This is a genomic window from Desulfurivibrio dismutans (genome assembly GCF_029210385.1).
GTDB classification, from domain to species: domain Bacteria; phylum Desulfobacterota; class Desulfobulbia; order Desulfobulbales; family Desulfurivibrionaceae; genus Desulfurivibrio; species Desulfurivibrio dismutans.
This window is the reverse complement of record NZ_JARGDQ010000001.1, coordinates 413,983-427,603: the sequence shown is the minus strand read 5'-3', so window position 1 is coordinate 427,603 and position 13,621 is coordinate 413,983. Positions and strand designations below refer to the sequence as shown.

Annotated in this window: 7 protein-coding genes; all 7 read right to left on the bottom strand. The window is 59.1% G+C overall.

Going from position 1 to position 13,621, the window contains the following annotated elements; translation table 11 throughout:
- Positions 1-88: 88 nt before the first annotated feature.
- On the bottom strand, positions 89-397 hold the full coding sequence (locus tag P0N66_RS01890; RefSeq protein ID WP_275802252.1) for a hypothetical protein: 309 nt from the start codon (positions 395-397) through the stop codon (positions 89-91).
- A 76-nt stretch (positions 398-473) separates the two neighbouring features.
- Positions 474-1,238 carry a hypothetical protein gene (locus P0N66_RS01885; RefSeq protein WP_275802251.1) on the bottom strand — a complete coding sequence of 255 codons (765 nt, stop codon included), beginning with the start codon at positions 1,236-1,238 and terminating at the stop codon, positions 474-476.
- Entirely contained in the window at positions 1,214-1,990 is a 777-nt protein-coding gene (locus P0N66_RS01880) for a hypothetical protein (RefSeq protein ID WP_275802250.1), read from the bottom strand. Before P0N66_RS01880 ends, P0N66_RS01885 begins: the two co-directional genes overlap by 25 nt.
- A gap of 450 nt (positions 1,991-2,440) precedes the next feature.
- Positions 2,441-3,313, bottom strand: a complete 873-nt coding sequence (locus tag P0N66_RS01875) for a hypothetical protein (RefSeq protein ID WP_275802249.1) — start codon at positions 3,311-3,313, stop codon at positions 2,441-2,443.
- Complete coding sequence (locus P0N66_RS01870) at positions 3,310-6,429, bottom strand: transglutaminase domain-containing protein (RefSeq protein ID WP_275802248.1); 3,120 nt, start codon at positions 6,427-6,429, stop codon at positions 3,310-3,312. Before P0N66_RS01870 ends, P0N66_RS01875 begins: the two co-directional genes overlap by 4 nt.
- A 28-nt stretch (positions 6,430-6,457) precedes the next feature.
- Entirely contained in the window at positions 6,458-10,663 is a 4,206-nt protein-coding gene (locus P0N66_RS01865) for a hypothetical protein (RefSeq protein ID WP_275802247.1), read from the bottom strand.
- Positions 10,660-13,392, bottom strand: coding sequence for a carboxypeptidase regulatory-like domain-containing protein (locus P0N66_RS01860; protein WP_275802246.1), 2,733 nt, complete (start codon positions 13,390-13,392; stop codon positions 10,660-10,662). Before P0N66_RS01860 ends, P0N66_RS01865 begins: the two co-directional genes overlap by 4 nt.
- Between the last annotated feature and the right edge of the window lie 229 nt (positions 13,393-13,621).

Below are 13,621 nucleotides of genomic sequence, written 5' to 3'. Positions count from 1 at the left end.
GCTGGTAAGACCATCAAGCAGTGCCTTGTCTGCGGCCTGCAGCAGGTCCCGGGTCTGCTCGATCCTTGTCTTGACCTCTTCCCGTAAGCTACCCCGCCACACTGCCGCCGATCACCGCCACCGCAAGATAAAAGCCCGCCACCACCTTATGGGGATAATGGCGGCTGCCATAGCCCGGTTCGCTGATACGGTAGAAAAAGTCCAGTTCCTCGCCCAGGCCCATGGGGCTGCCGGTCAGCACCGTCTCGCCCTCCACGCTTAGCTCCGGGATGACCTGGATCAGGTAGGCCGGAATGCTGGTGGGCAACTGGCTGAGATCGGTGATCTCGCCCTCGGGCAGCAGCGCCAGCAACGCCTCTTCATCCGCATCGGTGGCCGGCCGGAAGGAAAGCGTCACCTTGCGGTTGTTGAGTTGGGCCCAAGGTATGGTCCCGGTGCCCAGCTCTGCTTCATTCGCACATGGGTGGACCTTGCTAATTGGTCTCCAGGTGTCCTATGGAAGCCAAATCGTCAGCCATCTGGTGCATTAACTCAATTCCCTTGCGTACCTTGCCCGCAAAGGTGGTCCCCTCCCAGGTGCCACTTCTGATCAGGGCCGAAAGGCGGTTTTGCTCCAGTTCTAACTCCCAGTCGCCCGGCTCATTGCCAAAAGATTCCTCGAAAGCATGCCGCCATTGGCCGGTTACCGCGAGGGTATCATCGATAATCTCGTTTTCGGAATTCCCCGGACAGAGTCGCACACGACGGGACAGGGGCTTTTCGAGGTCGACCCGCAATCTGATCTCGGACAGCCTTCGCATGTATTTGGGATTATATCCACCTATTTGCACATCAACTCCCCGTGGGTGAGGCCAATAGTCGAAGAATGGCCTATCGAAACGAATTTCATACCCAACCTTCCCGACCAGTCCCTTGGCGAGCCGCTTTTCGGCAAGAAAGGTACCTCCCATGGCCATCACTACTCGCTTAATATCTGGCTTCAGACATAAAGGTAGGCGCCAGAACAATATGAAAGCTAAAGAAAAAGCTATCACAAGAACGGCTTCATGAAATGGTCCATTTGGTGCGTGAACAGGAAAAAAGAAAAAGTGTTTAAGAAATTCTCCCACCGACACTATGGCAATGCCACCCATTCCAAACCAATAAAGAAAGTAGGAGATGGCCAGGATATACGGCGGCATGTCCCAACGGCATCTAATTGGATTTTGAACAGTTAACCAATACTTTGCGGTAGCCATAGTCCCATCTGCCAATTGTAATAATGCCGCGCAAACCTAGCTCCAACGGTGTTCCTCGTTAGGAAATAAGTCTCCATTATCAGTGTTTTGATCCTGGAGACTACAAAGGCGACGCTAAGCACGACGAAAACTGAAGCCAGGACAGGAGAAACAGATGTGACCAGCAGGCCAAACATCGCTTTCGCCGCCAAACTCGCAAGAACAGTGAGCATTAAATCTATCGCAAAAGCCCCCACTCCCTTCAGGTGGGAATCAGTAGCATGATAAATCAATAAACCGGTTAGTACAGCACTGACTCCTGCGATGACCTTGCTGACATCTTCAAGAGCAGTCATATACACCGCCAGGGCAACCCCGGCTTTGGCCAAAAAGCTGGCGATGTCGGTGATTACACTCAATAGCGTAAGACCCGCATCCGCAATTTCCGCTTCGGTAAACGAGCCATTGGCCCCTCCGCCGATCTTCCAGGCCCCGGCGCCGGTGTAAGGATCGGTGATCACGTAGCCCGCGCCCTGCCAGCCCGGGACGCTGACCGGGTCGGTGTGGACGATCACCTCCTTGCCCACCGCCAGGGCAGTGCGGATCTCGTCCATGGTTTGGGCGCCCTGGTGGATGTTGGGCAGGGCTTCGGCCTGGTTTTCTTTGGTGATATGGTAGATCCGCTGGCCCTGGGCCGCCGCTTTCTGCAGGGCCTTGACCGCCGAGATCGCCTCACCCTGGCTCTCTTGGGTTACAAACATCTGTTCCGGCACCGCGTGCTCCAGGGCCGAGGAGAGGGAGCCGAGCTGGAAGTTGAAATTTTTCCACTGCTCGCTGAACTACTGGCCCATCTCGTACCATGTCAATGATATGGCGCCACTACCGATCTTGTGTAATCTGACCCAAAAACCTAAAAGCATATATAGCTGTATATACGTACGAAAACACCGCCAAACCGTAACCCGAAACAGTAAGAATTTTTCGAGTGCCTTGAAAATTGTCGAAAAAAGGTAGAGAAAGAATCAGGAAATAAATATTCCAAATCCCATAATTAACAACGACAACAATAAATACTGTTAAAGGAATTAACTGCAATTTGGATGTTGTTGCATTTTTGTTTTTTTTCTGTCTCATAGCCCTAGTGGTTGCCGCCGCTTGAGGCCATTAAATGGCCCAGGGCCGGGTACTGGGCGAAATAACCCAGCAGGCCGGAATGACTCACTTCATGCGTTTTTTCGCCTCGGTACTACATATAACTCTCGCTCCGGCATGTCAGGAGGATCGCGTAATCCTCTAAAAAAATTTTTCTGTTCCACTTCCCAATTATCAGCGTCTAAAAAAGAAAATATGCCGACCAGTTGCCCTGTTAAGATTTGAGAAAATTTCATAGCTTGCTCAATTTTATGCATAAAACGTGCACCCAGCCAGACTCCACCATCCACTTCCACCAAGAGCCATTGTGAACGAACCTCAACACGCAAAGTGATATTTTCATCATCCAATGACTGTGCGGCGCTCTTTATTGCACGGTCCAAGGCCGGAACACCCGTCTCAGCAGGACTAATTTCTTCCTGGCCGATAACGGTGATATCAATCTGCGGCAGTTGATCAAAATCACCCGGTTGCACAAAGCTGACCCGTGCTCCTTCAAACATGAACTCCGGAAACCCTCGTGATAATTTGCGCCAGAACTCGTAACTATGCAACATTGGATCAGCATCGAGAATTGGTGAATTGAGCGTCGCCAGCAACCACATTGATCCCAGCCTTCCCCGAACCAGCACCCCTCTGTATGAGCTTTGTTGACGGATATCGGTTCCACCATGTTGCGTTATGAGCCACCGTAAATCAACAGGTAAAAACCAGTATCTTCGCCAAAAAGCAATAATCACCAAACATGCTGAAACGGTAACCAGAAATATAACGATACTATCAAACAAATTCACCTTTGTTATTCGTATGCCTAAAAGCAGGTCAAATATGACCAGCAACGACCCTGCAGCACTAAAAAAAGATATAATATATATGAACAACAGCGCGATATGAACGTAATTATCTGCATATCGCAACGTTCTTCTTTTTTTTGTTGTTTTCATATCGTTACGCTCAATGCTATCGGTCTTGACTTCGGCACGCGGTAACCACTGAAACAATCAGGAATTAACCATTGAACATTTGCTGCATACATGCGTTTTCTGATTACAGGTAAGATATACGAGACAAGATAGTCAATCAAAAGTGTTAGAATTAGCGAAGTTATCGCAGTTACTACGAAAAGAAAAAATACGGCTGCTACTACCGAGGTGCCGAGCGTAACTGACCAAGCCAACGCTGAAGCTGTGAGACCGACATAAACGGCAGTTACTGCCGAGAGCAAAACGCCTGTAAGGGCTTTTAAAGGAGAGTCGGTCTCATCCAGAATATACCACCATGTGAATGCAACACCTACCCCCGCAAGTAATCTGCCAAAACTAGTCAACAAAGGAGATTTAATGTTCTCGCCAATAAGCGCAAGTGATCCCACCGATGCCAAAAACCCACCTATTGTAGCCAATATGTTAATATCATTGAGAAAACTACCATTGGCCCCACCCCCGATCTTCCAGGCCCCGGCGCCGGTGTGCGGATCGGTGATCACGTAGCCCGCGCCCTGCCAGCCCGGGACGCTGACCGGGTTGGTGTGGACGATCACCTCCTTGCCCACCGCCAGGGCGGTGCGGATCTCGTCCATGGTTTGGGTGTCGTGGCGGATGTTGGGCAGGGCTGCGGCCTGGTTTTCTCTGGTGATATGGTATATCCGCTGGCCCTGGGCCGCCGCTTTCTGCAGGGCCTTGACCGCCGAGATCGCCTCACCCTGGCTCTCTTGGGTTACAAACATCTGTTCCGGCACCGCGTGCTCCAGGGCCGAGGAGAGGGAGCCCAGCTGGAAGTTGAAGTTCTTCCAGGCTTCATCCCCCTTGCCGTCCACGCTGCTGACGTGCATCACCCGGTCCAGATCCATCACCATGCCGCCGACGGCGATGGTGCGGGGTACCCCGAAGAAATAGGTTACCCGCGGCACATAGCCGAAGGTGCCGGCCGAGGTGGCAAGCTGGAAATGGTTTTGCCCGCTCAAGGCCGCCAGCTTGCCCAGGGCCTGGTATTGGGCGAAGTAGCCCAGCAGTCCGGCGTGGAAGATATCACCCAGCAGATCCTCGCGGCTCAGGCCCGCCGGCAGGCCCTCGTCGGCGGCCTCCAGCAGGTTCCGGGTCTGTTCGATCTTGGTCTTGACCTCATCCAGGCTACCCACCGCCACACTGCCGCCGATCACCGCCACCGCAAGATAAGAGCCCGCCACCACCTTATGGGGATAATGGCGGCTGCCATAGCCCGGTTCGCTGATACGGTAGAAAAAGTCCAGTTCCTCGCCCAGGCCCATGGGGCTGCCGGTCAGCACCGTCTCGCCCTCCACGCTTAGCTCCGGGATGACCTGGATCAGGTAGGCCGGAATGCTGGTGGGCAACTGGCTGAGATCGGTGATCTCGCCCTCGGGCAGCAGCGCCAGCAGCGCCTCCTCATCCGCCTCGGTGGCCGGCCGGAAGGAAAGCGTCACCTTGCGGTTGTTGAGCTGGGCCCAAGGGAAGCTCTCTTGCACCTGGGGGTCGCCGAAGAGATCCGCTCCCATGCCGAAGGTGATCCGCGGCTGCAGGGCCTGGGGCAGATAGGCATAGCGGGCGCCTTCCACCACCCGCTGATAGGGCAATCCCGAGGGCAGCACCGCTTCCTCCTGCAGGATCACCTTGCCGCCGCCGACCACCTCGCCCACCGTGGGGTCGGTCATGGTCTCGATATGGGCTTCCAGGGCCTGGCGTGCCTGCTCCTGGGCCGCCTCCACCACCGTCGGGTCGAGGCCCTGCACCCAGCCCTGCTCCTCGTTGACCGTACCACTGTCGATAAATTGCTGCACCAAGGCCTCGCCGTCGATAGCGGTGATGGCGGCCAGATCGAGCCCTTCAAGATATTCATACTGCTTGAAGGCCGCGTCCAGGCCAAGCCAGGTGTCGGCCTGGCGCATCACCGCCGCCCGGGAGGGGAGGAAATCCACCGCCGCTTCCACCCAAACGTGTTCCATCCGCACATGGGAGACCTTACCGCCGGCCACTAGGCCGGTCAAGGGAATGCCCCCTGAACGGGCGTAATTCATCGCTTCTTCGATCTGCTCGAAACCGCCCGCCCAGTTGCGGAAACGATCCTCCGGCACCTCGACGGCGCCATGCACATAGCGGGCCGGAACCCCCGAGGCACGCAGAAGCGATACCAGCAGGCCGGCGATATCCATAGCGTTGCCCCGGCGGCTGGTGAGGGTGACATCGGCATCCTGCACCGCGCCCCAGGAGGGCAGCCATTCAACATGGTTGCGCACCCAGTGGTAAATGGCCACCGGTTGATGCTCCAACTCCGCGGCCTTGGCCAGGATGGCGGGGCTGAGGCGCACCTCCACACTCTCGGCCAGATAGGCCGGGTCATCGGCTCCAGGCAGGGTGTCGAAGCGGAAACCCTCCAGGGCGGCTAACCGTAGCGGGGGCGTGTTATATAGCCCGCTGACCGGAAAATCCTCGCCGCGCTCCCGGGGATGGTTGTCCGGTGCCGGCAGCCTGGGGCCGTGGGGCAGCACGGCGGGGTCGAACGGGCGGGGCGAGCGTTCAAGCTGGTGGCCGCCAAGACGCCGCCCGGCGCGCACCACCCTCGCCCGCAATTCTTCAGCAGTAATCCCGGGCTCTTCCACCGCGGCAAGCTCTTCATTAAACGCCCCGAATTCCTGCCGGTAGGCGGTCACGGTCTCGCGGTGGCGCTCCAGGATCACCTCCGGCACGCCGCGTTCCCGCAACATGGCCTCCACCGCGTCGAACTCCGCCAGTACTTCCCGGTCCAGGCCCGCCAACTGGCGGCGAAGATCCGCCAGGGCCCTGCGCTCATGGGCAACAGCCAGACCCCGGCGCAACCCTGATTCCGCGGCCTGCAAAGTGTCCCCGGTTTCGCGCAGCAGCTTGGCCAGCTGTTCATTATGGTCGGGCTTGCGGACCTGCCGGTCCTGGCCGGACGGAGTTCCGGGCTGAAAGGCCAACACCACCGGCTGGGTAATCTGCATGACAAAGGCCACCAGCACCGCCACGGCGGTGAATTTCAGAAACAGAGTGCCAGGGCGCGGCATCAGGGCCAGGGGTGCGCTCATGGGTATCGCTCCTTCACGGTTATTTGCATCATATCTCTTTGGCAATACGAACAATCAGCCAGGCCATGGAGTCGCGGACCTCCTCCGCCTGCTCCCCATCCATGCCCCCCAGGATTTCAGCGGCTTTGAGCAGATGGAAGACGGCCTGTTCGGGCCGCCCCCGGCCGTGAAAGCCTTCGGCCTGCTCAACTTCACGCAGAACCCGGCCATAGTCGCGATCCCGGGCAGCCAGCCAGATGAGCACCGTGCGCAGCTCCTCGAAGGTCGGCAGGGGTTCCACCGGGAAGACATGGCTGGTGATGCCGTACTCCTCCCACCAGCCACCGTCACGCAACTCGATCCGGGCGGTGACCACGGCAGACTGCGGCTCGTCCGGCAGTTGCCACCAGAATCCGACCTCGGCCGAGCCGTCGGCGGGCAGATCCAGGTCAAAGGAGAGGCATTGATAGCCCGCCGGGTTACCCTGGCCGGGATCGACGATCCTCCCGCCGGCAACCTCGAGGTGCAGCCGGACAGCGACGGCTTTACCCCGGTTGTCGAGCCGCCAGTACACCGGCACCGCCATGCCGGCCCGGTTGATGGCCGGCTCGGGATGAACGTGCGTCAAGGCCTGCGGAAGCAGCTCGGCAAAACCACTCTCCGCCCCAGCGGCATGGGCCTGGCTCAGAAGGTCAAAACCGGCGGTCACGGCCAGCCCCTGACCATACTCATGCCAGGCCACTGACGTGCGATCACCGGGCCGACCCCGGTCAATGAGATACTCGGCCAGCGGGACCGCTCCAGCCAGGCGCAGGGCCTGCGGCAATTCCTCTTGGACGAAGGCCAGATCAGGCACCGCCAAAGGTACGGAAGGCAGCGAAACAATCCCGTCGGCATGGGAATGAACCCCCACCACCTCGACTCCGGAGGCGGCCAGCAGGTGATGATTGCGTTGATCATGGATACCGGCCATGACCAGACCCCGGCCGGCAAAAATCGCCTCCCGCAACTCGCGGCTTACCTGGTTGTCCAGCTTGACGCGGGAGGAGAGCAGCAGGAAGGCGCTGTAGCCGCCCTGGCGCAGCTCCCGGGCGAAAGCGGAACCATCGGTAACCACCGTATGGGACCAGCCATGGGCCGTGAGCAGTTCTTCCAGGAAGGCACGGCGTTGTCGGCTTGATCCGTCCCCGTGGATATCGGCATCGGTTAAAATAAAATCACCGAACGCGGTGCCGGGCTGCGGTAGATCGGCGCAGCCGGCCGGCAGGAGACCGGAATCCAGTGAATGGGTCCGGTCTTGCTGATACAGGGTGGCGACCAACCGATGGGAACCTTCCGTGAACGTGCCGCCTTCCGGGGCCCTGATTTCGACGGCCACGCCGTGGGTGGAGATCTCCCGCAGCACCAGGTTGGCGCCGCTGCCGGGGCTGAGGTCCATGGGCAGAAGCTCGTCCGCCATCGCGGTTTCCACATCCAGCAGCCGGCCGTTTTCATCGAGAAGTTCCACCCGCACCACTTCTCCGCCGGCCAGGGGCTGGGACGTCTCGAGATGCAGATTGAGGGCCGTCACCCCCCGGCACTCACTGGGGGAAACATCGTCCAGCAACACCAGCACCCGCCCGCGTTCGCCAATATTCGGAGTGGAGAGGAATTTGTCCTCGACCCGCACCGGAGCGCTGGCCAGGGTGCGGATCTCACCGCCAATTTCCGCCCGCAGCACGGCCAGTAGTACCGTGTCGGCGGCCACTTCTGCGTTCCAGTCAGCCGAGAAGCCGTGACCGGCTCCTTGTTCCAGGTTGATAGTTTCACTCCAGCCCGCCAACTCTTGCTGAGCGGCGGGATCAACCAGGGTAAGGGTGACCGGTAGACCCATGAGGGCTGCGTTGCCGTAATTAGCCACTTGGGCGGAAAGCAGGAGCGGCTCGAAGCGATACACGGGGTTGGGGGCGGCAAACAACCGGCCGCTCAGGCCGGCGCCGGTCTCGGCGGTGGAGAGTACCTGGAACCCGGTTTCGGCCAGGGCCCGCAAGGCGCCTCCGACGTCATGGGCGGTTAGTACAACCTGGTAGCCGCCCGGAGACGCCGCGCCCAAGGGCATGGACCACGCCAACTCCTGATGGCCGCCGGCAGCCAGGGTGGACAACGGATTTTCATCCCGCCACAACTCCCCGCCGCCGGGCTCGTACACGGCAACCGTTACGGTATGGCCTTCGATCTGGGCGCCGACGGCGGTATTGCGCAATCGGCCGCTGATCGTCACCGACTGCTGCGGCTCATAGGTATCCCGGTCGGTGGCTACCGCCGCCGTCAGCCCGACGCCGGCGGGCTGATCCACCCGGAAGTCGGCCACGGCGGAGAGCTCAAGCTGTCCGTACTGATCCAGCACCCGGGCGTAAACCTGGTAATCACCGGTGTAAATCCCGGTGGTGTCGAACAGCTCCGGGGCCGGATCAACCCGCTGCCCGGCGCCGACGGCCAGCGCTTCACTGCCGGGCAGCAGCGCGACAAAATTACCGGTTCCATCCCGAACCTCAAGCGTCAGCGCCACCATACCGTCAACCGCGCCCATATTGGTGATGCCGGGCTGAACAAGCGCGGATTCGCCCAAGGTATAAACCGCTTTGTCCAGGGCCAGATCAAGACGGTAAACCGACGGCAGCACGGTCACCAGCTGTTCCCCCAGCGTGCGGCGATGCTCGTTGCCGTTGAGATCCTCGTAGATAAGCTCCAGGCTGTGACTTACCAGGCGCTGCTCTCCGGGCACGGCATCGCGCAGGGTAAGATCGAAGTCGAGATCCTGCACCTGGCCGATGGCAAATTGCGGGAAATTCCATTCGATCTCGAGGCGGTCTGGGTGCTGTTCGATCCGCTCCGGCGGCAGCAGGAAAGAGTCCGCTTCCAGATCGATTCCGCCGGTGGCGATGGTGCTGATAACACGTACATTACGATAGTCGCCGTGAATGGGGTTGATCACTTCCATCGCCCCGCCGCCGGCATAGCCGTAAGAATCATAGGAAGCAAACCCGTAAACATAGATGCCGAAGGGCTGTCCCGCTGCGATGGCATGGGAACCGGCCTGAAGCGGCACCTGAGCGCCGCTGAAGCCGCTGTCGCCGATGGGATGAAACAGCTCCGGGTCCAGGGGTTCGCCATCCAGCAGCAGGGTTTCGACGGCCGGCGTCGGGATCACAATATTGACGAAATTATTGAAACCACTGGTGGGAGTGGCAAAAACATAGTGGTCAAGAAACTGCTCGCTGGGCGGCACCAGCATCATAAAAGGGTCGGAGGGCACCCGGTCATAACTCTGCCCCACCGAATATTGAGCCAGCAGCATTGGAGCGTTGGCCTCGACCCGGGCCGGCGCGGTCAGTATCTGGTCATAATAGCCCCCGGCATTGAGGGTAGCAACCGGCTCGCCGTCGATCCTTACCTCGGTTCCATCTTGAGAGGCCAGAACCCGGAAGAGATCACCCCGCAGCCGGGTTGCCAGGGGATAGGTGAGGAAGGATTTTCCCCAGGCCGTAAGCGGGGGCATCATGTCGACAATGTGATCGCAGGCGTATACTCCCCGGGGCACATTGGCGCACTCCTCACCGCCCATTACCGCCACCGGTGCGCTGGCGGCAATGGAGGTTCCGGTAAGGTCGGCACTACCCCTGAGCCGAAAGGTCTGCAGACGGTTTAAGGTGATGGTGAACGGTTCCCCCGCCGGGCGACCGGGCACGGATGCGGCCGGAACGATGGTCACCTCGGTATTGTCTTCAACTCCGATCACCGCAAACTGCGATCCCATCGCCCCGAAATAGCTCATCACCAGGTAATCCATGTCCAGTCCATGGGTCGGAAGTCCCAGAAAGGCATCGGTGGTATATTGCCGGCGGTTTAGTCCGTAAACATGGACCGGGGCGTCGGCCGCCACCCGCACACCAAGGTTGGACACCTGGTTACTGGGCAAATTCTGGGCATTGCCGGGAACCGTGACCGTCGTCACCTGGCCGGCCTCAACGGTGAAATAGGTAAAGAATCCGAGCCCCGGAATTTCAACGGTACCCTGGGTATCTTCCCGGGAGGCGATAAACAGATTCAAGGTGCTGCCACCAGTATAGTTGAACAGAAAAGAGAAGATAAACTCGGTACCCGAGGTATCCTTCAACTCACGCTCCTGCGCCTGGGCGTTGTTGAACAGCGCCAGCCAACAACAAAGCGTCACCGCCAGCAACCTGAGACCTTGCGCGATTAATTTCGTCCTCATGGCGCTTGCCCCCCCTCGATTCGAATCCTCATGCGCAGCCGCTGATCGCCTTGGGGCAGAACTTGCTCCGGTTCCAGATTCTGCCGGGGTTCGATGCGGATATCCGGCGCCACTTCCACCGTGCCTGCCTCCATGGTCGCTGCCTCGACCCCTTCAATACCGATAAGCTTGAAGGGGTAACTGCCAGCCCGGGCAAAATTCCATTCCAGGGAGGCGAGGGGCAGGGTGGCGGAGATCGTCCGGGGATCGATCTCCACCACGGCGGTATCGGCATGCAGGAGCATCCCTTCGGGATCGCGCCACTCGTAGGTAACGCTCGGCGTCAACGAAACATTGGACCGGTTGCGCAGCGAGAGCAGAATCCGCACCGCTTCGGATGCTCCCTGATTGGCCTGGTGAGGGTCGGCGGCCAGTCGCACATATTCCAGCCACCTGGTCTCTTCCACCACTACCCGGGCAGTCCGCTCGGCCAGCAGTTCCGCGGAGGCGGCATCATGAACCTGGAGCCAGACCGTATAGGTATCCGGCGGGTAGTGCCGGTTATACCAACTGATCGCCGCCTCCCTGACCGTTCCGGGGGCAAGGCTGAAGGCAGCAAGTCCACCCGCCGCCTCGGGCGTCACTCCAAACTCATCAATCAGACCGCCTTGGGAATCCATCACCCGCAGGTGCAGCCGTACCAAACGTTCGCTGTCGGCCCTGCTTTCCAGGGCGGCATTCAGGAGAACCTGACTGTAAGCCGGGTATGCCGGGCGTTCGGCGGTCAGGGAGGTGATGGCTATCCCGCCGTATGATGCCGGTTGCAATACCACGGCCAACTCGGCGCGACCGTGTTCGGCAAATTCCACCGCGTAACGCCTTGCATGGTAACCGGGCGCGGCGGCAGCCAGTTCGAAATTCAGGCTCTTGATGCCTTCGATCACAAAGCGTCCCGCATCGTCGCTTTCGGCCGATTCACCGGCAACCGTCAACAGCGCGCCGGCAATCGGTTCGCCACTGTCGGCCGCGTGTACCGTCCCGCGAATGGTGCTGGTTTCGGGAAGCTCTATCCGGGCCAGGCGCAAGCCCCCAAGATCAAACAAGCCGCCTTGGTCCGCCAGCAGCGAGAGGGATACGCCCAGATATCCATCCGCCTGGATTGCAAGGATGAGTTCCGCCGGGACAAGCTCCTCAAGCAGAAATGCGCCATCGTTGCCGGTGAGAGTCTCGACCGGCCCGGGTGAGGTGACCAGGGCGCCGGCAATCGGAGTCCCATCAAAGGAATCCAGCACCCTGCCCCGAAGAGTCAGGGTGCTTTCGGGTTCTGTGCCTGCCGGCAGCAAGGCCGGTGAGAAGTTGAGAACCGCCCCGGCAACCACCGTTGCATTGACGGTTACCGGTTCATAGCCATCGGCGGTGACCGTAATCGATACTTCCCCCACCCTAAGTTCCAATTGATAACCGCCATCGGCGCCGGTCATGGTCGAGATCTGTTCCTCACCCACCGCCGCCACCAAGGCACCGGGCACCAGGGCGCCACTGACGCCATCGGTTACAACACCCCGCAACAACCCGGAATCGAGCAACGGGTGAAGCAAAACGATGCCCATATCCAGATGTCTGCCGGCTTCCACCCGCACTTGGCGGAAAACCGAATCATAACCGGCATAACCGAACTCAACCGTGTGCTCTCCCGGAGGCAGCTCGCCCAACTCAAAGCCGCCATTGTCGCGGATCAAAGCCTCAAAGTCCGTGTCCGGCAAAGTGACACGCCCGCCGGCCAAAGGCAGGCCGGTCGCCGCATCCTGAACCCTGCCTGTAATGCTTCCCGTTTCCGGTTCAACGACCGGCGCTTCCCGTTGCTCCGCCAAATAGATTGCCCGCAGACCTAAAGCGGTGGCGTAAACGCTGCCATCCCATGAACCGGATGCATTCTGACGCTCGCGCAAGGCGGCAACCGAATCGTCATAGCGAGTCGCATCGGTGACGGCGGGGATCAAGGCCAGCAGCGCCTGGGCGCTTTCCCATGGTTCTCCCCACAAGATGCCGGCCTGGTGTTGTTGCAGGAGAAAATCCGCACCCCCTTGCAGCGGACCGGAAAGGTTGTAATCAAAAAGCTGACTTTGCAGCACAAGCAGCGTTCGAGAGGTAAGGTATACAGAAGACGGGCTGGACGGGGTGATGGAAAAGCTGCCGTCGGCGTGTTGGCGCTGAAGCAGATAGTTGAGGGCCGGTTGCACCACCGCAGCTTCCCGCATGCCTGCCACGCTAAGGGCCTCCAATGCCTCAATGGTGTCAAGTAGACTACTTCCCCAGCCCGGTCGTGAACTGAAGCCCCCGTCAGGATTCTGGTACCGGGCTAGTTCACTCAGCAAACCATCGACGTTTTCTCTCTGCAGCGCGGCTGCCTTTAGCCGTCTAACCAGAAATGAAAGCTCGCTGGAGGCGTCTGACACCAGATATTGAAGAGCTTCCTGGAACGCGGAGCCGGAGTCATGCCCCAGCAGATGAAGAGTGAGAAATGATTCAAAGGTGGCGTGGTGAGCGATGACTTCATCGGCGGCAGCAATGCGACCATCATCCTGCTGCTGCTCCAGCAGCCAGGCAATCCCGGTCTCGCTCGACGCCTGGACCGGTGAACCCCCTCCACCCCACAAGGTGCAAAACAGGCCCATCGCCAACACCATCAAAAGCCGGCCGAAGCCGGTTTTTTTCGACTTTCTTCTTGTCATGGTAAAACTTGTTTTCATCACATCACCCTTCGGCCCGTCCAGACCCTGGCCAGCTACAAGCATCCAATGAAAACGTGTCTCGTTGCCGACAAAACGAGACAAGCCGGACAAGACAAGTCAGACGGGGAAAGGTACGATTAAGAAACCGGACAAGGTACCGTGAGAACAAGAATATTAGACAGGAATATGCCGCGCCGCTCCCCCTCTGCTTAAACGCGATAAGAACTTCATTATTAAGTCAGGAAGG

What these genes read in the sequence shown, in the direction of transcription:
- P0N66_RS01860 (WP_275802246.1), bottom strand. Translation starts at nt 13,392, where the DNA reads ATGAAAACAAGTTTTACCATGACAAGAAGAAAGTCGAAAAAAACCGGC.
- P0N66_RS01875 (WP_275802249.1), bottom strand. Translation starts at nt 3,313, where the DNA reads ATGAAAACAACAAAAAAAAGAAGAACGTTGCGATATGCAGATAATTAC.
- P0N66_RS01885 (WP_275802251.1), bottom strand. Translation starts at nt 1,238, where the DNA reads ATGGCTACCGCAAAGTATTGGTTAACTGTTCAAAATCCAATTAGATGC.
- P0N66_RS01865 (WP_275802247.1), bottom strand. Translation starts at nt 10,663, where the DNA reads ATGAGGACGAAATTAATCGCGCAAGGTCTCAGGTTGCTGGCGGTGACG.
- P0N66_RS01870 (WP_275802248.1), bottom strand. Translation starts at nt 6,429, where the DNA reads ATGAGCGCACCCCTGGCCCTGATGCCGCGCCCTGGCACTCTGTTTCTG.